The organism is Olleya sp. NP1-10 (assembly GCF_055804415.1).
Genome location: NZ_CM147840.1, coordinates 1,470,922 through 1,491,672, shown reverse-complemented (window position 1 = coordinate 1,491,672; position 20,751 = coordinate 1,470,922). Strand labels below are relative to the sequence as shown.

Below are 20,751 nucleotides of genomic sequence, written 5' to 3'. Positions count from 1 at the left end.
TAAATGCAACAAATTGTAAATTTTATACTTAAAAACAAAGCGTTTTTGTTTTTCTTGTTGCTGTTTGGTATTGCTATTGGATTAACAATACAGTCACACAACTACCATAAAAGCAAATTTATAAACTCGGCTAATAGCATTACAGGTGGTGTTTATAATACTAGCAACTCGGTAACTAGTTATTTTGGTTTAAAAGAAGAAAACGAAAAATTACAACAGGAAAACACCTATTTAAAGTCGCTGTTATATAATCAACAGGATCCAATAAATACTTTTGTGGACACGACTGTATTTCAAAAAAATATAAGTTTACCTCTGCAAAAGTCATAAAGAATAGTTACAATTTACAAAACAACTATTTAACTATAAACAAAGGAGTAAACGATAGTATTAAACAAGATTTAGGTGTTGTGTCTACTAACGGAATTGTCGGAATTGTAGATAATACCAACAGTAGTTACGCAACTGTAATTTCTATATTAAACACAACTAATAAAATAAGTGGTCAACTTAAAAACTCTAATCATTTTGGAACTTTAAGTTGGAACGGACAATCACCAAATTATATACAACTTACAGATATTCAAAAAAATGCAGTTGTATCTAAAGGTGATACTATAATAACGTCTGGACGATCTGCTATTTTCCCTAAAGGTATATTAGTTGGTGCTATAGAAAGCTTTCAATTGGATGCAACTAAAAATTATTTTGAAATTAGTATCAAATTATTTAACGACATGACCAATCTTGAGCATGTTAGTATCATAGAAAACAAAGACAAACCCTTAATAGACGATTTATTAAACTCCAATGAATAACCTATTATCCATACATACTGTTAGGTTTATTGTATTAATACTACTTCAAGTATTAGTGTTTAATAATATTAATTTTATGGGTTATATCAATCCTTATGTTTACATTTTATTTATAGCTTTATTTCCTGTTAAAAATAATAGACTTACATTTTTATTTTTAAGCTTTATATTAGGATTAAGCATTGATATTTTTATGGATTCTGGTGGTATAAATACAGCAGCAGCAGTACTAACAGCTTATGCTAGACCTGTTATTTTAAAGTTTAGTTTTGGTGCAATTTATGAGCACCAAGCAGTGAAATTTAATAACATAGATTTTGGTCAACGTGTAACTTATATTTTCTTATTAGTTTTAATACATCATCTAACTTATTTTTTATTAGAAATTTTTAACATTTCTAAAATAATTTTTGTGTTACAAAACACGTTGTTCTCAGGTATATTTACTATTATACTTTGTATACTAATAACATATATTTTTAGTTCAAAATCTAAATGAGAAAATTTTTACTGCTTTTTTCTGTCGTCGTTGTTGGCTTAATATTTACAGGTCGTTTACTGTATTTACAGGTTATTAAAACAACAGATTATAATTTATACCAAGACAATGCTATACGTAAGGTGTTTGATTATCCTAAACGTGGTTTTGTGTATGACAGAAACGGACAGCTTTTAGTATCCAACCAACCGTCATATGATGTGATGGTAATACCAAGAGAAGTTAAACCATTAGACACGTTAGAGTTTTGTAATCTTTTAAAAATAGATAAAGAAACTTTTATAAAAAAATACGATAAAGCCTACCGTTACTCACCAAGACTACCTTATGTATTTGTCTCGCATTTATCCAAAGAAGATTATGCTGTATTACAAGAAAAGATGCGTAAATATGAAGGCTTTTACATACAAAAAAGAAATCTTAGAAAATACGAAACCTCTATTGGAGCTAACGTTTTAGGAGATATTGGAGAAGTTAACAACCGAAACATTGAAAATGATAGTTACTATCATTCGGGTGATTTAATAGGTAAAGCTGGTGTTGAAGCTTCCTATGAAGAAACACTACGTGGTCAAAAAGGAATAAAATTTATCCAAAAAGACAGGTTTAATCGTAATATTGGCCCTTATAAAGACGGAATATTTGACACACTTCCTGAATCCGGAAAAGACATTAAAATAACCATAGATGCTACCTTACAAGCCTATGGAGAATTATTAATGACCAATAAACGAGGTGGTGTTATAGCCATCGAACCAGAAAGTGGTGAAATATTAGCTATGATATCTGCTCCAACTTACAACCCAAATAGCTTAGTAGGTAGAAGCCGAAGTGAAAATTATACTAAACTTTACAGAGACTCAATAGCAAAACCATTATTTAACAGAAGTTTACAAGGGGTTTATGAGCCTGGTTCACCTTTTAAACTAATGAATGCTCTAATTGCTCTACAAGAAGGTGTGATTTCTACTGAAGAAAAAATAACTTGTTATAATGGTCTTAAATACGGTAAAAAAGCCTTCATGAAATGTCACTGTGGTTATGGAGTAAAAAATGACTTATCAAGAGGTATTCAACAATCCTGTAATGCATATTTCGGTACTGCTTACAAACGTATACTGGATAAATATGACAATGCTTCAATTGGTATTGACAACTGGAGTAAACATGTCAAAAGTTTTGGTCTTGGGAATTTTTTAAACAACGATTTATATGTTGGTCAAAAAGGACGAATACCTAATAGAGAATTTTATAGCAACGCTTATCCTAAACGTTTTTATTCTACTTACACCATGTCTAACGCCATTGGGCAAGGTGAAGTTAGGACTACTCCAATACAATTAGCCAACATGGTAGCCGCAATTGCTAACAGAGGTTATTACTTTACACCACATATTATAAAAAGTATTCAAGACGAACCTTTACCTGAAAGCTTTACAACACCAAAACACACAACTATAGACAAACAACATTTTGAACCTGTTATAGAAGGTATGTTAAAGGTATATGAAAAAGGTACAGCAGAATCTTTACAAGTTAAAGACATCGAAATTGTTGGAAAAACGGGAACAGTGGAAAATTTTGTAAAAATAGACAGTGTCAAAACTCAACTTACCGACCACTCCATTTTTGTAGCATTTGCACCAAAAGACAATCCTAAAATTGCAATTGCAGTTTTTGTAGAAAATGGATATTGGGGAAGTCGTTATGCAGGAAAAATAACAAGTCTAATGATAGAAAAATACTTAAAAGGAAGTATTAGTAGAACAGATTTAGAAGATTGGGTATTAAATCACACACTAGAAAACGAATATGCTAAACCGTACTCAGGAGAACCTTTTAATATAAACGGTTTAAGCCAATTACAAGTAGTTGATCAAGAAGAATACCATAGACTTAAACAAAGACTAAATCAACTAAATTAATGTCAAGACAAACTGATAGATATTACAAATTTGATTGGTTAACCATATTATTATTTTTTATACTAGTTATTTTTGGTTGGGTTAACATCATTTCTGCTTCACATTCTGGAGAAGCTCTAGAATTCTCTAATTTTTCTCATTATTATAGCAAACAACTTATTTTTATAGGACTTTCTGTAGTACTAATAATTTTAGTCCTATCAATCGAATCTAAGTTTTACGAACGTTTTTCTAGTATCATATATTTTTCAGCATTACTCTCTTTAGCTGGCTTATTTGTTTTTGGAAAAAACATTAATGGAGCCACCTCTTGGTATCCTATTGGCAGCTTCACTTTTCAACCTGGAGAATTTGCTAAAGTAGCTACTGCGTTAGCTGTTGCAAAATATGTAAGCGATTTAAACACTGATATTAAACGATTTAACGACCAGCTTAAATCATTTGCCATAATTACTGTTCCTGCTTTTTTAGTTTTGTTACAACCTGATGCAGGAAGTGCAATTGTTTATAGTGCTTTTTTCTTTGTATTGTATAGAGAAGGTTTACCACACTTGTATCTAATAGTTGCTGTATTACTTATTTTACTCTCTATTTTCGCACTAAAACTTGGAGCCACAAGCACATTGCTAATAACTGCAATAATTGTATTAACGTATTACTTTACACGTAAAAAGCGTCCTTCTATTTTTCAACCTATTGTAGTAATACTATTATGTACTGCTTTAGCTTTTAGTGTAAGATTTTTTTATGATAATATATTACCTGCTCACCAAAAAGACCGAATTACAATATGGCTAAGCTTAGAGAAAGATCCAGATAAATTAGAGCGAATGAAAAAAACGGTAGCTTATAATTTAAACGAATCTGAAAAAGCAATAAGTAGTGGTGGCTTCAAAGGAAAAGGCTTTTTGGAAGGCACACGTACAACCGGAAACTTTGTCCCAGAACAGCACACAGATTATATTTTTAGTACTGTAGGTGAAGAATGGGGTTTTCTAGGAAGCTTCCTAACCGTCTTTGTCTTTTTATTATTAATAATAAGAATTTTAATTCTTGCCGAACGACAGAAAAATCAATTCAGCCGAATGTATGGCTACGCAGTTGGTGCCATTTTATTTTTACACTTTATGATTAATATTGGTATGGTCATGGGCTTAATACCAACTATAGGTATACCTCTACCCTTTTTTAGTTATGGTGGATCTGGACTTTGGGGATTTACTATTTTAGTTTTTATTTTTATTAAACTAGACTCAAATCGTATCAACGAGTGGTAAAACAAGAAACTAACATTTTATAAAACATAAAAAATCCCTTAAAACATATTGCTAAAAGGGATTTTAATTTGTCTACTTATTAATTTATAGATTGTAAATAAATCTAGCTGTTACAAACCTAGGCTGTATAAAATACTCGCTTGTACTTACAGAAAACGCTCCATTACTATTTTGTATTCTTGAAGCTGTATCTAAAAGGTTAGTTGCCTTAAGCTCATATTCCCATTTACTATCACTACTTTTTCTGTAGGCTAAATTAGCATTCCATAAACCAAAACCATTACTATCTCCATCAATAGTCTGACGACTATACGTATAATCTGTTTTAAAAGTGAACGTTTTAAAAATTAAAGCATCAAACTCAGCTGAAGGTGCATTGGTATAAATTTTAGTTGTACGATCTCCTTGATCACTATTAGTTAAACCATAACGATAACTCAATTCAAAATTTGGTGCATTATTAAAATTAGAACGCAATTGTGCAGTATAACTTTGTGTGTAATTTTGATTAACCGAAATTTCATCATTTATAAATTGGCTAAATTTTGTATAACCAAAAGTCCCTCTAGCACTAGCTTGAAGCTTTCCAAATCGTCTTTGAAAGCGTCCGCTAACATTTAAACTTTCGTCTTCTAAGCCAGAGTTAAATGGTGTACTTATTCTAATAACAGATCCAGGTTGAAACTCTGATACGTTTCTAATATTATCAATGTTTTTACTGTAATTAACAAATGCAAAAACATTAGTATAATTAAACATATTAAAACTAAAATAACTTAAATTAACATTATGAGATAAAGAACTTTCTAAATCAGGATTACCAGCAAACGTCGAATTATAACTATTTAAGACTACAGCTTCAGCAAATTGATTAACATCTGTAAACTGAGTTTGCATTTTATATGTTAAATTTAAAGTTTCACTTCCTTTTAATTGTACACGTACATTTAGATCTGGTAAAACTCTAAAAAAGTTATCCGTAGTTTCTGTACCAAATTGTTTATTAATTGCACTATATGCATGTGCTGACACACCAGGACTTATTGTAAATTTACCCGTTTTAATACGGTAATGTGCTCCTAAATAAACATCACTAAAAGTATATTTAATATCATTCTCATCTGATAAACCTTCAAGTGTTGTGTCTGTTTCTAAATCACTTCCGTTATCTAAAGTCTGAAATAAATTAGAATCAAATTGCTGATTACTATATATTGTACCAACAGTAAAATTAATATCGCTTTTCTTATTTAAAATATTCCAATAATCTACTTTAGCATCTAATTGGTTTGTCTTTACACGCTTTTCTTGATTAACATCGTAGCTTACTTGTGTACCATCTAACCCTAAGTCTTGAGCTGTATCATCAAATGGATCATTATCAGCATCATTATTATTTAAAGGATCATTTTGTAAAATAGCATTATAAAAAGGATCTTCATCTTGTAATAAATGCTGAACAGATAGTGCAAAAATATTATCCTCGTTCATGGTGTAATAATAATTCAAGTTTTGATTTATTTTAAAAGGAGTTGTCTCTTCGTTTTGATCAATTTGTCCAATAACACTAGAGAAGGTTCCATTTAACTGTTCGTCTTTAGACACTCTTCCTAAAATATCATAATCAAGTTGATTATTAGAATTGGGCTTATACTTGGCACTAAATTTAAACAAGCCTAAATCACTTTTTTGTTTGGTATTACTAGACGTGTTTTCATCTGGAATATCTAAAGATTGATCTGTGTAAAATACTGAACTATTTTCTTGTAACTCTATTCTACTACTTGCTAATATTGCAAATCCGCTTAAATCCAAAGTGCTTTTAGGCGAAAAACTAAAGTTAGCAGCAGCAAATTTTGTATCAATACTTTTAGCTTGATTATTTTGTAGTTGTCTAAATCCTAGATCATTGCTTCCTAAACTAATATTAGTTCCGCTTTGTTGACTAGGCTGTTGGAATCCACCTGAAAAATTAAACATATCACGACGTGATAAAGCCAATTCTCCAATATTATTTAAATCTCCAATAAAATTGATACTTTTTTCTGGACTGTAATAAAACAATTTAGGTTGAAATAAATATAATTCACCTGATTTTGAATCTCCTAAACCACCTGTAACAGTTCCGAACCAGAAGTTTTTCTTTCCTTCTTTCAATTTAATATTTATAGCAATATTATCTTGATTATTAGTCACACCACTAAGCTGTCCAACTTCACTATAATTTTTTAAAACCTGTACTTTATCTATTGCATTTGCTGGAATATTTTTGGTTGCTAATTTAGTGTCTCCATCAAAAAACTCTTTACCATCAATCATGACTTTACCAACCGCTTTACCTTCAACTTCTACTTCACCATCATCATTAATTTCAACTCCTGGCATTTTTTCTAGTACATCACCAAGTTTTCTTTCAGTACCATTTTTAAAAGAATCTGCGTTGTATGTAATTGTGTCTCCACTAATGGTTACAGGCATTTCATAGGTAATTTCGACTTCGTCTAAACTATTATCTATAGCCATCGTATAATTTTTAGCAATATCAACTTCTTTAGTATTAATAGTTTCAGAAATTTGTTGCATTCCTATATAACTAACCTGAATACTGTAAGCCGAATTGACATCTAAATTTAGTTTAAATCGACCTTTGTCATTGGTAATAGCATAAGACTCTAAAGCCTTCGTTTCTTGATTTATAGCAACCACATTGGCTAACTCTAAACCAACGCCTAAACTATCCTTGACAACGCCTTCAAATTTAACTTGGGCAAAAGAAGTTGTAACCACTAATAAAAGTAGTAGTGTAAATATATGTTTCATAAGTTTTATTGATTGGTTTATTTAAAATGATTAATTACGACCACCTCCACCGCGACCTCCTCTAGATCTAAACATTTCGCGCATTTCTTCCATTTTCTTTTTAACAGTAGCTTGATAATCTTCTTGAGAGATTTCTTTACCCTTAGTTGGTTTTTTTATGTCATCTTTATCTGCTGGATTTATTACAATTTTAGTACACAAAATTGTTGTACGTCCAGAATTAACTTCTAATATTAAACCTGGTAATCCCCAATATTCACTTGGCCCACTATTTACTGGAATACTCATAGTATACCAAGCAGTAACCTCTACTTCTTCAGGGATTTCAATATTTTCAAAAGGATCTTTAGCCCCTTTTACCTTTGTACTATCTTGTTTAGCTTCAGTAGAATCTTTTTTATCATCATCTTTTCTACCATCTCTACCACCTCTTCGTCTCATATTGGTCCAATCTGCAGCATCAACTTTTTTTGTTGCTGTTGCTTTAAAACAAGTGTATTGTCCAATTTGCTTTGACTCACCACTCATTTTCCATTCAAATGTTGTAAGACTATCTTTAATTAAAAATTGTTTCCCAAAAAACTCTTGATCCTGTAATAATTGATTGTCTTTAACATTTTTATAAACAGTTCCTGCAGAGGTCATTCCTCCAAATCTAAAACCTCTTCCTCCACTTGGTGACTCTAAAGCTTCATCTTCTTTATACGTTGATTCGGTTTTATTAAAATCTAAAATAAATGTTTTTTCAAGCATACTTTTCATACGCTCCATAATTGCCTTTTTACGTTCAGGACTCATATCACGACCTCCAAAACTATCCGTATCAACAGTAGTTTTTGACATGTATATAGCTTGACCCTGAAAACTATCTTGAGCAAAGCTATTAGCGGTAATAACCATAACCAATGCAATAGTTAGGCTTTTAAAGGTAGATTTTATTCTCATTATTTTGTGTTTATTGTATTAATACTATGTTAAGACCTTATAGAATCCTAATAGTTTAATTATTAAATGTTAAAAAAATGCTAATAATTAAATATCCAGACTTTAATATTAATCTATTACGTTATGGATTACTTTTTGTACATTGGTAATTCATGAAATCTATCCTAATCACTATTTATTTTATATCAGTATCATTATTGGCTCAACAGCCAATAACCACAAAACTGATTAAAAAAGACAGTTTAAATGCAGACCTTTTTATAGCCAAAAACAATTTTGACAATCTTTATTATATTGATAATAATATTGTAATTAAAAAAACCAAAAACGACACTTATAACTACAGTAATATACAATTAGGGAATATTACCAGTGTACACACATTTAATCCATTAAAAATTAATGCTTTTTACGCAGATCTTAATACTGTAGTTATTTTAGATAATAGGTTAACCGAAATATTTAAAATAGATTTTAATGCATTAGACAGTTACAAAAATATTTCACACATAACAACAGGCTTTGACAACACACTTTGGTTATTTAATCAAGATTTTCAGTACTTAGAGCTATATGATTATAAAACACAAACCACACGTTACAAAACCATACCAATAACCTCAAAAGTTTTAGACCTAACCAGTAATTATAATTACTGCTGGTTGCTTACTGAAAAGTTTTTGTATTGCTATAATTATTTTGGAAGTTTAGTTTATAAAATAAAAAACGACAAGTATTTAAGTATAAAAGCTAATAACGAAAACCTTGTCATAAAAAAAGAAAACGGTTTAATTTATTATAATCACAAAACCAAAACACTGGTTCCTATACCATTACAAAATATGTTAATAAGTCAGTTTTCTGTAACCAATCAAATCCTTTATATTTACACTCTCAAAACACTTTATCAATACCAATTTAAAATAGACTAATCATGCACGTTGCCATAGCAGGAAACATAGGAGCAGGAAAAACAACGCTTACAAATTTATTAGCCAAACATTTTAATTGGGAAGCTCAGTTAGAAGATGTTGTAGACAACCCATATCTTGACGATTTTTACAATCAAATGGAGCGTTGGAGCTTTAATCTACAAGTTTACTTTTTAAATAGTCGTTTTAGACAAGTATCACAAATTCGCGAAAGCGGAAAAGATATTATTCAAGACCGAACCATTTATGAAGATGCACACATTTTTGCACCTAACTTACATGCAATGGGCTTGATGACCAATCGTGATTTTGAAAACTACAAATCCCTTTTTGAGTTAATGGAAGGTTTTGTTGCAGGACCAGATTTACTGATTTACTTAAGAAGCTCCATTCCAAATCTAGTCTCTCAGATACATAAACGAGGACGTGATTATGAAAACTCAATAAGCATTGATTATTTAAGCAGACTTAATGAGCGTTACGAAGCTTGGATACATGGTTACAATAAAGGCAACCTGTTAGTAATAGATGTAGACAATATGGATTTTGTAGCAAATCCTGAAGACTTAGGATTTATAATTAATAAAATAGATGCCGAAATAAACGGTTTATTCTAATAATAATTTAGGCGTTACCTTTATCCTGAATTTAGTTCAGGATAAACGTCGTGCTGTCCGTTATATCTTTTTTATTGGTTTTAGAGTTGTTTTGCTCATACTTCACAAAACACTAAAACTAGCACAAAAAAGGATGCCACTTCCATCACTAACACAGGCTTACTTGATAAGCCCATGACTTTTAGCATGTACAATAGCCTCTTTGCTAGAGTTAACTAATAATACAGGTGTGTTTTTATAATTAGACAATAAGTCCTTAACACGTTTAGTCTTACGTTTATCATCCACACTTCTTAAATACACAGCCTTAATCCTATTAGGATACGCGTTTACCAATTTTAAGTAAATATCAGGATCATGCTCACCACTATCACCTATTAAAATAATAGGTAAATTAGGATAAGTTTTCAAAATATTTTCAATCTCTAATTGCTTATCTGGCTTACAAGTCGAAGACTTTTTTTAAAAATGGTTTTAAAACTTCTAAGTAAAATAGGACCTTTAGGAAAATTGTTAGTTCTTAAAAAGAACTCCAAATAACGATACAAATTCCAAGGACTATGACTAACATAAAAAATAGGATTAGCTTTTTTACCACTTGGACCTTTATGTAAAAGGTGATAAAAATCTGCAGCACCTTCTAACGGAATTCTATTTTGGGCATGTTTTAAAAACGTATTATACAATACACGCCATTTTAAAATAGATACAACACCTGTGTGTAATATTGTATCATCAATATCACTAATCACAGCAAAATCAGAATCTAATTTAGGGATTAATAACTCGGCTGGAAATTTATTTTGATTCTGGATGGTTCTTTTTATGGAAGGTTCATTATAAGAAACTTCAAAATTTAACCAACCTTCACTATTAATTAATAGCTCCAATCCATCAATATTTTCTTCAATTTTATAATAACCATCTTTATCAGTTTGGACATAATACACCTTATTATTAGGCAAAGTCACCTTTAATTTAGTGTTTTTTATTTCATCTGTTTCAAATCGTTTCCAAGTATTTAAAATAAGACTATACAAACTTTTTTGATCTAAATCAATAGTCTCATCTTCTAATGCACGACCACGATGATAGAAATGGTTTGACGTACCATAACTTAAAAACGAAATAATTTGTAACGGATCTTTCCTAAACCAACTCATTACCTCAAATATAATACAAAAAAACCTGCTAATCAAATTAGCAGGTTTAAAATTTTTAATTTTAAAAAGTTGTATTAATCTTTTGTAATATTTACGTTCTGAATTATTTTTTTATTGGCTTCATTTGCTTGATTATTATCTTTTTCAAAATCCTTAATTTTTGCTTCTACATCTAACTTAGAGCCTTCAAAAGTTTCCTCTTTAGTTACCACTTTTCCGTTTTCAATTACGGTATAAACAATTGTAGCTACAGCTGTATTATTTTCAATATTCATTTCCTTTTCAATAGTAACTTCTTTAGTATTAGAGACACCTGTTTCTGTATGACCGCCTAAAATTGGTGCAATTACTAAACCTATTAAACACGTTAGTTTAATCAAAATATTCATAGATGGACCTGAAGTATCTTTAAACGGGTCACCAACAGTATCTCCTGTTACTGCTGCTTTATGCGCATCACTTCCTTTAAAAGTCATTTCGCCATTAATTTCTACACCAGCTTCAAAAGATTTTTTAGCATTATCCCATGCTCCACCAGCATTATTTTGAAAAATTGCCCATAAGACTCCAGACACAGTTACACCAGCCATATAACCTCCTAGCATTTCGGCTATAGCCATAGGGTTCATTCCAAATAACATTGGTACAAAAGCAATAACCAAAGGGAATCCGATAGTTAACAAACCAGGTAACATCATTTCTTTTAAAGACGCTTGCGTAGATATTGCCACACATTTATCGTATTCTGGCTTACCTGTACCTTCCATAATACCAGGAATATCTTTAAACTGACGACGGACTTCTTGTACCATCTCCATAGCTGCTTTACCAACCGCATTCATAGCTAAAGCTGAAAACACTACTGGTACCATACCTCCAACAAATAACATTGCTAAAACAGGTGCTTTAAAAATATTAATTCCATCAATACCTGTAAAGGTTACATAAGCTGCAAATAATGCTAATGAGGTTAATGCTGCTGATGCAATAGCAAATCCCTTACCTGTAGCTGCAGTTGTATTTCCAACCGAATCTAATATATCTGTACGTCCTCTAACGATAGGATCTTGTTCGCTCATTTCTGCAATTCCACCTGCATTGTCAGAAATTGGTCCAAAAGCATCTATTGCTAATTGCATAGCTGTAGTAGCCATCATAGCAGATGCTGCTAAAGCGACACCATAAAATCCTGCTAAAGCATAAGAAGACCAAATTGCTCCTGCAAATAGTAATACCGAAGGAAAAGTAGAAATCATACCAGTTGCTAATCCTGCAATAATATTTGTTCCTGCTCCTGTACTAGATTGTTGTACAATTTTTAAGATAGGCTTTTTACCTAAGCCAGTATAATACTCGGTTACAGATGAAATCACAGCACCAACAAAAAGACCAACTAAGGTGGCATAAAAAACACGCATCGAAGAAATTTGTAGAGTACCTTCACCAAAAAATTTCATTTGCATAGTTTCAGGAAGCATCCAAGTTACTAATCCAAAACAAGCTGCTGCAACTAGTGCAATCGACACCCAATTTCCTAGGTTTAAAGCTCCCATAACTTGAGCTTCTTTAGCATCATTACTTTTAATTTTTACCAAAACAGTACCAATTATTGAAATAATAATACCTGCTCCAGCTATTGCCATAGGCAGTAAAATAGGACCAATACCTCCAAATGCGTCGGCTATATTGCCTCCCATATCTTTTATTACATAATTACCTAAAACCATTGCTGCTAATACTGTTGCAACATACGATCCAAATAAATCGGCTCCCATACCAGCGACATCACCAACATTATCTCCAACATTATCTGCAATAGTTGCTGGATTTCTAGGATCATCCTCAGGAATTCCAGCTTCTACTTTACCAACTAAATCTGCACCAACATCTGCTGCTTTAGTATAAATACCACCACCAACACGTGCAAATAATGCAATAGATTCTGCTCCTAATGAAAAACCTGCTAAAGTTTCTAGGACTAAAGTCATATCATCAGTGTTAGTCCAACCATCAGGCATAAATACAAACTTATAAAACACAATAAAAAAAGCGGTTAAACCTAACACTGCTAAACCTGCTACACCAAGTCCCATAACTGTACCTCCTCCAAAAGAGATATTTAAAGCTTTTGGTAAACTAGTTTTAGCTGCTTGAGTTGTTCTAACATTAGTTTTAGTTGCTATTTTCATTCCAATATTTCCTGCGAAAGCAGAAAATACAGCTCCAAAAATAAATGCTATAACAATCAAGTAACTGGTTGTTGGTACAAAATAAGCGACTATTGCTAATAGCACACTGACTATAACTACAAAAATAGCTAGCAACCTGTACTCGGCATTTAGAAAAGCTAAAGCACCTTGGTAGATGTGATCTGAAATCTCTTTCATTTTTCCATCTCCAGCGTCTTGCTTCATAACCCAAGATTGTTTGATAACCATATAAATTAAGCCTAAAATTGCCATAACAATAGGCATCCAAATCATTATTGATTCCATATAAGTTTATTTTGATTAATTAGTGTTAATAATTTTTTAGTCCTCGTAAATGTAACAAAATCAATTAAAACAAAAATATTAAAATCTAATATTTTTAACTTTAAAAAAGAGATATCAATAATATTACAGACATAAAAAAGAATATTATTAACTAATCCTCAAACAAAACAACATACAACACCATTAATTGAATCAACAAAAAAAGCCTTTCACTTTGTAAAGTGAAAGGCTTTAAAATTATATTATATTTTTACTAATTAGATAGCAAAAGTACGTTTGTCTTTATGTTCGCTTTTTTCATAACGATCAACACATTCGTGAAAGATTTTCACAGCTTCTTCAGCATTACCCCATCCACCTGTATCTACTTTTTTCTTTTCTAAATCTTTATAAACTTTAAAAAAGTGTTCGATTTCTTTTAATCTATGTGGATTTAAATCGCTAATGTCGTTATTATTACTCCAGATTGGATCTGAAACTGGAACACAGATAATTTTTTCGTCTGGCCCTTTTTCATCTGTCATATGGAATACTCCGATTGGTCTAACTTCCATTACTACCATTGGATATGTTGGTTCATGACCTAAAACTAAAACATCTAATGGATCTCCATCTAATGCTAATGTTTCTGGTATAAAACCGTAATCTCCTGGATACATCATTGAAGAAAACAACATACGATCAAAACGGATTTTATTTAATTCAAAATCGTATTCGTATTTATTTCTACTTCCTTTTGGTATCTCTATTAATACGTCAAATGTTAGATTTGCTTCTTGACTCATAAACTTTATATATTGGTTTTATTTAAGCTAAATTATATTTCAAATTGAACTTTTTCAGATTGCGAAAGTACGAGATTTTTAAGGTTTTGACAAGATAATTTTGCGGATTTACATAGTCTAATGTAGGTATTGTTAAAAATAAAACCCAAAACTACCTGTAACTCCAAATTTTCTGGCATCAGGATTGGTTATTGGATTTAGATAATTACCTCTAAAATTAAAATCTATTCTAAACACTTTAAAGATGTTACCTACACCAACACTATACTCGTAATAAGCTTCTTTACTTGGCGCTCTATACAGTAATCCAGAGGCATTAATAGCTCTATTATCTTCACTAACATCACCAATTACACCTCTTGCTCCAACAATAGCCCTTAAATTATATTTTTTAAGAAATGGAATACGCGAAAATAAACGTCCATTAAAATTATGTTCTACATGTAAAGTTGCATATTCATCGGTTACAAACTCGTAAAAATCTAAGTTAGAAAATGTGTTATATATTGAAAAATAACTTTGATTACCAGGTACTACACTTAACAATCCTAAAGGCACTTCTCCAAAAATCTTACCTGCTTCAATAGTTGTATACAAACGCCCAAAACCACCTAAAGACCATGGTTGTGTGTAAGAAAACTGTAAGCGTGTATAATCAAAATCACTATTTAAAATACTTTTATCTCCTAAGGTTATTTGTGCAAATAGTCTTGCAAAATCATCATTTTTTGTACGACGCTCTACACCAAAACCTGTCATTTCTCTTTTAGGAAAAAAGGACATAGACATTGAGGTTTCGTATTGTTTGATTTCTGACTCTGTTGTAGTTTGCGTCTCATCTGTATAATAATCCAAACTAAACGTTTGCGATGCAGACTCTAAGGTCCTATAACTAGTACTAAGACGAGTTATAAAGTTTCTAAAGGGCTCAGCTTCGATTGAAAATGTACTTAAGTTAATATTAGTTAACTTATCATTAGTCCCAGTTCCTACAACAGAGCTGCTGGCTAAACTTCGACCTAAAACATCTGTACTTGTGGTTAAACTAGCTCCTATTTGCTCGATATCCCTTCGGTTACCTCCAGAAATAATTAAACGACTTTTTTTATCTAATAACCATTTACCAGATAATCCATACTTAAATTTATTATCTCTAAATCCGTAAGCTGTAAACCCTTCAATACGCCATAAATCGTTTTGTCCAAAATAGGTACGTCCACCAGCTCTGAGTCTTAAACCTTCGACATCATTGTAACCAAAGGTTGAAAAAATAGGTCCATAATCTAAATTTAAATCCGGAAACTCAATATATCCAGAGGCTAAAATACTCCCTAAATTATAGAGACGTTTAAACTTTTTGGTGTTTTTAAGAGAATCTAACATGGTGTAAACTCCTTTTTCGTCCTTATTTAAGGATTCCATTCTATTTTTCTCCCAAAAGCTATCATCTTGATTGTATAAATCTTGATCAAAACTGTACACTTTTTCTTTGTAAAACTTTGGATCTTTCTCGATATCAAACTTATAATTATCATATAAGGTGGTACGCTTTCCATAAATACCTTTGGATTTTTCTTTTTTATTAAAAGCAAAATCACTCATAAAGTAATCACGTTTTATAAGGAAAACAGAATCGTTTAGCACTTCAAATTCTTGTTCTATATAAATCTCTTTTACCCAATTTATATTAGCACTTTTAGAGGCTTGCATGTTAATTTCTTTAATTGCATATGTGGTATCTGCAACCCAAAAATCGCCTTTAAAAGTTAGTTCATTTTTACGTCTTGGGTAATAAATAATGTTATAACACCATTTGTTATCTATATAACTACTGTCTGCTAAAACGTAATTATAGGTTTGAATACCTGTTCTAGAAATTGGACTTGTAAAGCTTTTATCAAAAAACTTTAAGTAGTTATCGTAGACATCATAATCTGAATATAAATCGTCTACAAAATCTATAATAATTTGATTATTACTAAAGCCAGAATTTTTGTTTCCTTTTAAAACGTCACGTTTTTCGTTGATTAAATTATCTCCATAAACTTGACTTGAAGATTCGTTAATAAACATTGGCAAATAGGTTTTACCTGTAACGCTAGAGGTGTCTACTTGTTCAAAAACAAACTCCATACCTTTAAATAGTTTACTTTCTATTAAAGAACTATCGATGGTATTAAGGTCAAACTCTACTTTCTCGTATTTATCGTATTGGTATTGTTTATATTTTTTTAATCCATTACTGCGCTTATTAGCCCATATTTTTCTTAAAATATCAATAGCAGGATTATTTTTTTTAGGTTGTTTACCAGACACAATTACCACTTCATCAAGAGCTGCAACTTCTTCTTTTAAAACCACTTTTAAATCATAGTTTACTTTTTTGTTTAATGTTATTTCTTGGGTTTGAAAACTAATAAAAGACACTAGTAACGTGTCCCAAGTATTATCATCTTCCATGTAAAAACGTCCATCTTCGTTGGTTATTACTCCAACCGAACTTCCTTTAAACACTACATTTGCAAAGGAAACTGGCTGATTATTCTCATCGTAGACGTGTCCACTAACTTTAGTTTGTGCAAATGTGCAAATGGTACCTATAACAAAACAAAAATAAAAAAGTTTACTAGTCATATTTGGGGATTAAAAAACAAAAAAGCTTCATCAACAAAACGTGCCAATGAAGCTTTTGATATATAAATGTACAATTTTTATTTATACATTACTTTTTTTACAGCTGCAATAACATCTTTATGGTCTGGTAACCATTCTGCTAATAATACTGGAGAGTATGGTGCAGGTGTATCTGCTGTGTTAATTTTTACTACTGGAGCATCTAAATAATCAAATGCTTCACTTTGTACTAAATATGTAATTTCAGTTGCTACGTTACCAAAAGGCCAAGCTTCTTCTAAAACAATTAATCTATTTGTTTTCTTTACAGACTCTAAAATAGCTTTTCTATCCATCGGTCGAACCGTACGAAGATCTATAATTTCACAAGAAATACCTTCTTCTGCTAATTTATCTGCAGCGATGTAAGCTTCCTTAATAATTTTACCAAAGGATACAATGGTTACATCTGTACCTTCTCTTTTAATTTCTGCAACTCCTAATGGGATAGTGTACTCACCTTCTGGCACTTCACCTTTATCACCATACATTTGCTCACTTTCCATAAAAATTACTGGATCGTTATCACGTATTGCAGATTTTAATAATCCTTTTGCATCATATGGGTTTGATGGTACAACTACTTTTAAACCTGGAGTGTTTGCAAACCAGTTTTCAAAAGCTTGAGAGTGTGTTGCTGCTAATTGTCCTGCACTTGCAGTAGGACCTCTAAATACTATTGGGCAATTAAATTGTCCTCCAGACATTTGTCTAATTTTAGCTGCATTGTTTATTATTTGATCAATACCAACCAATGAAAAGTTAAATGTCATATACTCTACAATTGGTCTGTTACCAGTCATGGTTGATCCAATAGCAATACCTGCAAAACCAAGTTCTGCAATTGGTGTATCTATAACACGTTTTGCTCCAAACTCATCTAACATACCTTTTGACGCTTTGTAGGCACCATTATATTCTGCTACTTCTTCACCCATTAAAAAAATGCTTTCGTCTCTACGCATTTCCTCGCTCATTGCTTCGCAAATAGCTTCTCTAAATTGAATTGTCTTCATCTAAATAATAATTTGAAAAGCAAAAATAACAATAAATGAAAAACTTTTAACTAAAGAATTATTTAAAATTTACTATGCACGCATAGTATTTTTAAGAAATAAATAATTATCTTCGTAACCGTAAGATTTAAGAGCATTTTATTATCTTAAATTTTATTGAAATTTAAAGAAACGTTAGACTAACTATATCGTTATAGTTAACTAAATCTAACATAAAAGAACTCATAAAAACAGAATAAATATGAAAATTTTAGTGTGTATTAGTCATGTGCCAGATACGACATCAAAAATTAATTTTACAGATGGAGATTCAAAATTTGACACTACAGGAGTACAGTATGTCATTAATCCAAATGACGAATTTGGTTTAACACGTGCTATGTGGTTTAAAGAAAAACAAGGAGCGTCTGTAGATGTTGTCAATGTTGGAGGTACTGAAACAGAACCTACTTTACGTAAAGCATTAGCTATTGGAGCAGATACTGCAATTAGAGTAAATGCGGAAGCTAAAGATGGATATCAAGTTGCTAAAGAAATTGCAAATGTCGTAAAAAATGGTGGTTATGATTTAGTCATTGCTGGTCGTGAGTCTATAGACTATAATGGCGGAATGGTACCTGGTATGGTTGCTGAAATGATTGAAGCTAATTTTGTAACTAACTGTATTAGTTTAGAGTTAGACGGAACAAATGCTAAAGCTACTAGAGAAATTGATGGAGGAAAAGAAACTGTTAGTACAGCTTTACCATTAGTTATTGCAGGTCAAAAAGGTCTTGTTGAAGAAAGTGATTTACGTATCCCTAACATGAGAGGTATAATGATGGCTAGAAAAAAACCTTTAACCGTTGTTGAGCCAACAGGTGCTACTGTAGAAACGACTACTGTTAAATTTGAAAAACCAGCTCCAAAAGGTGCAGTAACATTAGTTGCTCCAGATAATTTAGACGAGTTAGTTAGCTTATTACATAATGAAGCTAAAGTGATTTAATTTTAAATTAATTCATACAAAAGTATATTTCGAAATCTTTTGAAGTTTACAAAAATATTAATGAGATCCTGAAACAAGTTCAGGATGACAAAACAAAAAAATATGTCAGTTTTAGTATATACAGAATCAGAAAACGGAGCGTTTAAAAAAACAGCTCTTGAAGTTGCATCATACGCCAAAGCAGTTGCAGACCAAATGGGTACAACTGTTACTGCTGTTGCAGTTAACGCTAATGATGTTTCAGAATTAGGACAATATGGAGTTAATAAGGTATTAAAAATATCTGACGCTTCATTAAATAACTTTAATGCAAAATCTTATGCCTCTGCAATTGCTCAAGCAGCAAAAAATGAAGACGCAAAAGTAGTTATTGTTAGCCAAAGTGCCGACAGTAAATATTTAGCTCCAATTTTATCAGTTGGACTAGAAGCTGGTTATGCTTCAAACGTAGTAGAAGCTCCAAGCTCTACTGCTCCTTTTACAGTTAAACGTACTGCGTTTACAAACAAAGCGTTTAACCTTACAACTATTGATACAGATGTAAAAATTGTTGGAGTATCTAACAACTCATTTGGATTAGTTGAAACTGCAGCTGATGCTGCAGCAGAAGACTTTTCACCTAGCTTACCAACATCAGGAGTTACTGTAGAGTCTGTTGACAAAGCAACAGACAAAGTAACTATTGCTGATGCAGAAATAGTTGTATCTGCAGGTCGTGGATTAAAAGGACCAGAAAACTGGGGAATGGTTGAAGAGTTAGCAGACGTTTTAGGCGCTGCAACAGCTTGTTCAAAACCAGTTTCTGATTTAGGATGGAGACCACACAGTGAGCACGTAGGACAAACAGGAAAACCTGTAGCGTCTAACTTATACATAGCTATTGGTATTTCAGGAGCAATACAGCACTTAGCAGGTATTAATGCCTCTAAAGTAAAAGTAGTTGTTAACACAGATCCAGAAGCACCTTTCTTCAAAGCAGCAGATTACGGAGTTGTAGGTGATGCTTTTGAGGTTGTACCACAACTTATCGAAAAATTAAAAGCGTTTAAAGCAGCAAACGCTTAATTTTTAGTAAATTTAAGTTCTTATTAACAAAGGACTGTTTAAATTATGTACAAAAACTACTTATTGTAGTTTGGTAAAGTCCTAATTTAAACGGTTCTTTGTTTTTTATATACTATGAGTTTAGTCCGATTAAATATTAAAGGTATTTCTTACAGCCAAACACAAAATGGTGCCTATGCACTTATTTTAAATGAAGTGGATGGTGATCGCAAACTACCTATCGTCATTGGTGCTTTTGAAGCACAATCCATTGCTATAGCATTAGAAAAAGAAATTAAACCACCTAGACCATTAACTCACGATTTATTTAAAAACTTTGCTGACAGGTTTGATATTGTTGTAAAGCAAGTTATTATTCATAAGTTAGTGGATGGTGTATTTTACTCGTCGTTAATTTGCGAACGCGATAAAATAGAAGAAATTATTGATGCCAGAACTAGTGACGCTATTGCATTAGCATTACGTTTTCAAGCACCAATTTTTACTTATAAAAACATATTAGATAAAGCTGGAATTTATCTAAAAGTAGATCCTACTAAAGACGAAGATCCTGATAATATTTTAGTAGATGATATTTTAAATGAAGAATTTGAAATAGAACAAACACAAGACGATTATATATCTAAATCTACAGAGGAATTACACAACCTCTTAGAACAAGCTGTTAATAATGAAGATTATGAAAAAGCAGCTAAAATAAGAGACGAAATCTCTAAACGCTAATCCCTTTACA

Annotated in this window: 18 protein-coding genes; 10 read left to right on the top strand and 8 right to left on the bottom strand. The window is 31.5% G+C overall.

What is annotated here, in order from left to right; translation table 11 throughout:
* Positions 1 to 3: 3 nt before the first annotated feature.
* From AC0L4B_RS06855 to rodA, 5 genes are read left to right on the top strand one after another with little or no spacing between them, the layout of a single operon-like run.
* Positions 4 to 330 (top strand): hypothetical protein, encoded by a 327-nt coding sequence (locus tag AC0L4B_RS06855; protein WP_473439115.1) that lies wholly within the window; start codon positions 4 to 6, stop codon positions 328 to 330.
* The gene (gene mreC / locus AC0L4B_RS06850) at positions 291 to 818 is read left to right on the top strand and encodes a rod shape-determining protein MreC (protein ID WP_473439409.1); all 528 of its coding nucleotides are present in this window, start codon (positions 291 to 293) and stop codon (positions 816 to 818) included. Before AC0L4B_RS06855 ends, mreC begins: the two co-directional genes overlap by 40 nt.
* On the top strand, positions 811 to 1,317 hold the full coding sequence (locus AC0L4B_RS06845) for a rod shape-determining protein MreD (protein ID WP_473439114.1): 507 nt from the start codon (positions 811 to 813) through the stop codon (positions 1,315 to 1,317). The genes mreC and AC0L4B_RS06845 overlap by 8 nt, the downstream gene beginning before the upstream one ends.
* On the top strand, positions 1,314 to 3,242 hold the full coding sequence (gene mrdA, locus AC0L4B_RS06840; protein WP_473439113.1) for a penicillin-binding protein 2: 1,929 nt from the start codon (positions 1,314 to 1,316) through the stop codon (positions 3,240 to 3,242). Before AC0L4B_RS06845 ends, mrdA begins: the two co-directional genes overlap by 4 nt.
* On the top strand, positions 3,242 to 4,519 hold the full coding sequence (gene rodA / locus AC0L4B_RS06835) for a rod shape-determining protein RodA (protein WP_473439112.1): 1,278 nt from the start codon (positions 3,242 to 3,244) through the stop codon (positions 4,517 to 4,519). The genes mrdA and rodA overlap by 1 nt, the downstream gene beginning before the upstream one ends.
* An 84-nt stretch (positions 4,520 to 4,603) precedes the next feature.
* Here the strand turns inward: rodA and AC0L4B_RS06830 are convergent, their stop codons facing one another.
* Positions 4,604 to 7,339: an outer membrane beta-barrel protein gene (locus AC0L4B_RS06830; RefSeq protein ID WP_473439111.1), complete on the bottom strand. Its 2,736-nt coding sequence runs from the start codon at positions 7,337 to 7,339 to the stop codon at positions 4,604 to 4,606.
* 30 nt (positions 7,340 to 7,369) lie between these two features.
* Complete coding sequence (locus tag AC0L4B_RS06825; RefSeq protein ID WP_473439110.1) at positions 7,370 to 8,284, bottom strand: GLPGLI family protein; 915 nt, start codon at positions 8,282 to 8,284, stop codon at positions 7,370 to 7,372.
* Positions 8,285 to 8,436: 152 nt separating this feature from the next.
* Here AC0L4B_RS06825 and AC0L4B_RS06820 point away from each other — a divergent pair, with 152 nt between their 5' ends.
* Entirely contained in the window at positions 8,437 to 9,216 is a 780-nt protein-coding gene (locus AC0L4B_RS06820; protein WP_473439109.1) for a hypothetical protein, read from the top strand.
* 2 nt (positions 9,217 to 9,218) lie between these two features.
* On the top strand, positions 9,219 to 9,833 hold the full coding sequence (locus tag AC0L4B_RS06815) for a deoxynucleoside kinase (RefSeq protein WP_028289548.1): 615 nt from the start codon (positions 9,219 to 9,221) through the stop codon (positions 9,831 to 9,833).
* 159 nt (positions 9,834 to 9,992) lie between these two features.
* Here the strand turns inward: AC0L4B_RS06815 and AC0L4B_RS06810 are convergent, their stop codons facing one another.
* The 6 genes from AC0L4B_RS06810 to AC0L4B_RS06785 form a co-directional block, all read right to left on the bottom strand.
* Complete coding sequence (locus tag AC0L4B_RS06810) at positions 9,993 to 10,244, bottom strand: phosphatase domain-containing protein (protein WP_473439108.1); 252 nt, start codon at positions 10,242 to 10,244, stop codon at positions 9,993 to 9,995.
* 14 nt (positions 10,245 to 10,258) lie between these two features.
* Positions 10,259 to 10,996, bottom strand: a complete 738-nt coding sequence (locus AC0L4B_RS06805) for a phosphatase domain-containing protein (protein WP_473439107.1) — start codon at positions 10,994 to 10,996, stop codon at positions 10,259 to 10,261.
* A gap of 74 nt (positions 10,997 to 11,070) precedes the next feature.
* Entirely contained in the window at positions 11,071 to 13,491 is a 2,421-nt protein-coding gene (locus tag AC0L4B_RS06800; protein ID WP_473439106.1) for a sodium-translocating pyrophosphatase, read from the bottom strand.
* A gap of 257 nt (positions 13,492 to 13,748) precedes the next feature.
* A complete protein-coding gene (locus AC0L4B_RS06795; protein WP_473439105.1) occupies positions 13,749 to 14,276 on the bottom strand; it encodes an inorganic diphosphatase in 528 nt (175 codons plus the stop codon).
* A gap of 132 nt (positions 14,277 to 14,408) precedes the next feature.
* Complete coding sequence (locus AC0L4B_RS06790) at positions 14,409 to 16,910, bottom strand: DUF5686 family protein (protein ID WP_473439104.1); 2,502 nt, start codon at positions 16,908 to 16,910, stop codon at positions 14,409 to 14,411.
* A 77-nt stretch (positions 16,911 to 16,987) separates the two neighbouring features.
* On the bottom strand, positions 16,988 to 17,965 hold the full coding sequence (locus AC0L4B_RS06785) for a pyruvate dehydrogenase complex E1 component subunit beta (protein ID WP_028289543.1): 978 nt from the start codon (positions 17,963 to 17,965) through the stop codon (positions 16,988 to 16,990).
* A 241-nt stretch (positions 17,966 to 18,206) separates the two neighbouring features.
* Between AC0L4B_RS06785 and AC0L4B_RS06780 the strand changes: the two genes are divergently transcribed.
* The 3 genes from AC0L4B_RS06780 (at position 18,207) to AC0L4B_RS06770 (ending at position 20,741) form a co-directional block, all read left to right on the top strand.
* Positions 18,207 to 18,953 (top strand): electron transfer flavoprotein subunit beta/FixA family protein, encoded by a 747-nt coding sequence (locus AC0L4B_RS06780; RefSeq protein ID WP_473439103.1) that lies wholly within the window; start codon positions 18,207 to 18,209, stop codon positions 18,951 to 18,953.
* A gap of 102 nt (positions 18,954 to 19,055) precedes the next feature.
* The gene (locus tag AC0L4B_RS06775) at positions 19,056 to 20,018 is read left to right on the top strand and encodes an electron transfer flavoprotein subunit alpha/FixB family protein (RefSeq protein WP_473439102.1); all 963 of its coding nucleotides are present in this window, start codon (positions 19,056 to 19,058) and stop codon (positions 20,016 to 20,018) included.
* 114 nt (positions 20,019 to 20,132) lie between these two features.
* Positions 20,133 to 20,741, top strand: a complete 609-nt coding sequence (locus AC0L4B_RS06770) for a bifunctional nuclease family protein (protein WP_473439101.1) — start codon at positions 20,133 to 20,135, stop codon at positions 20,739 to 20,741.
* Positions 20,742 to 20,751: the final 10 nt, after the last annotated feature.

Excerpts from the sequence above, each read along its gene's own strand:
- AC0L4B_RS06855 (WP_473439115.1), top strand. The coding sequence starts at position 4 with ATGCAACAAATTGTAAATTTTATACTTAAAAACAAAGCGTTTTTGTTT.
- AC0L4B_RS06845 (WP_473439114.1), top strand. The coding sequence starts at position 811 with ATGAATAACCTATTATCCATACATACTGTTAGGTTTATTGTATTAATA.
- mrdA (WP_473439113.1), top strand. The coding sequence starts at position 1,314 with ATGAGAAAATTTTTACTGCTTTTTTCTGTCGTCGTTGTTGGCTTAATA.
- rodA (WP_473439112.1), top strand. The coding sequence starts at position 3,242 with ATGTCAAGACAAACTGATAGATATTACAAATTTGATTGGTTAACCATA.
- AC0L4B_RS06830 (WP_473439111.1), bottom strand. The coding sequence starts at position 7,339 with ATGAAACATATATTTACACTACTACTTTTATTAGTGGTTACAACTTCT.
- AC0L4B_RS06825 (WP_473439110.1), bottom strand. The coding sequence starts at position 8,284 with ATGAGAATAAAATCTACCTTTAAAAGCCTAACTATTGCATTGGTTATG.
- AC0L4B_RS06820 (WP_473439109.1), top strand. The coding sequence starts at position 8,437 with ATGAAATCTATCCTAATCACTATTTATTTTATATCAGTATCATTATTG.
- AC0L4B_RS06815 (WP_028289548.1), top strand. The coding sequence starts at position 9,219 with ATGCACGTTGCCATAGCAGGAAACATAGGAGCAGGAAAAACAACGCTT.
- AC0L4B_RS06805 (WP_473439107.1), bottom strand. The coding sequence starts at position 10,996 with ATGAGTTGGTTTAGGAAAGATCCGTTACAAATTATTTCGTTTTTAAGT.
- AC0L4B_RS06800 (WP_473439106.1), bottom strand. The coding sequence starts at position 13,491 with ATGGAATCAATAATGATTTGGATGCCTATTGTTATGGCAATTTTAGGC.
- AC0L4B_RS06795 (WP_473439105.1), bottom strand. The coding sequence starts at position 14,276 with ATGAGTCAAGAAGCAAATCTAACATTTGACGTATTAATAGAGATACCA.
- AC0L4B_RS06790 (WP_473439104.1), bottom strand. The coding sequence starts at position 16,910 with ATGACTAGTAAACTTTTTTATTTTTGTTTTGTTATAGGTACCATTTGC.
- AC0L4B_RS06785 (WP_028289543.1), bottom strand. The coding sequence starts at position 17,965 with ATGAAGACAATTCAATTTAGAGAAGCTATTTGCGAAGCAATGAGCGAG.
- AC0L4B_RS06780 (WP_473439103.1), top strand. The coding sequence starts at position 18,207 with ATGAAAATTTTAGTGTGTATTAGTCATGTGCCAGATACGACATCAAAA.
- AC0L4B_RS06775 (WP_473439102.1), top strand. The coding sequence starts at position 19,056 with ATGTCAGTTTTAGTATATACAGAATCAGAAAACGGAGCGTTTAAAAAA.
- AC0L4B_RS06770 (WP_473439101.1), top strand. The coding sequence starts at position 20,133 with ATGAGTTTAGTCCGATTAAATATTAAAGGTATTTCTTACAGCCAAACA.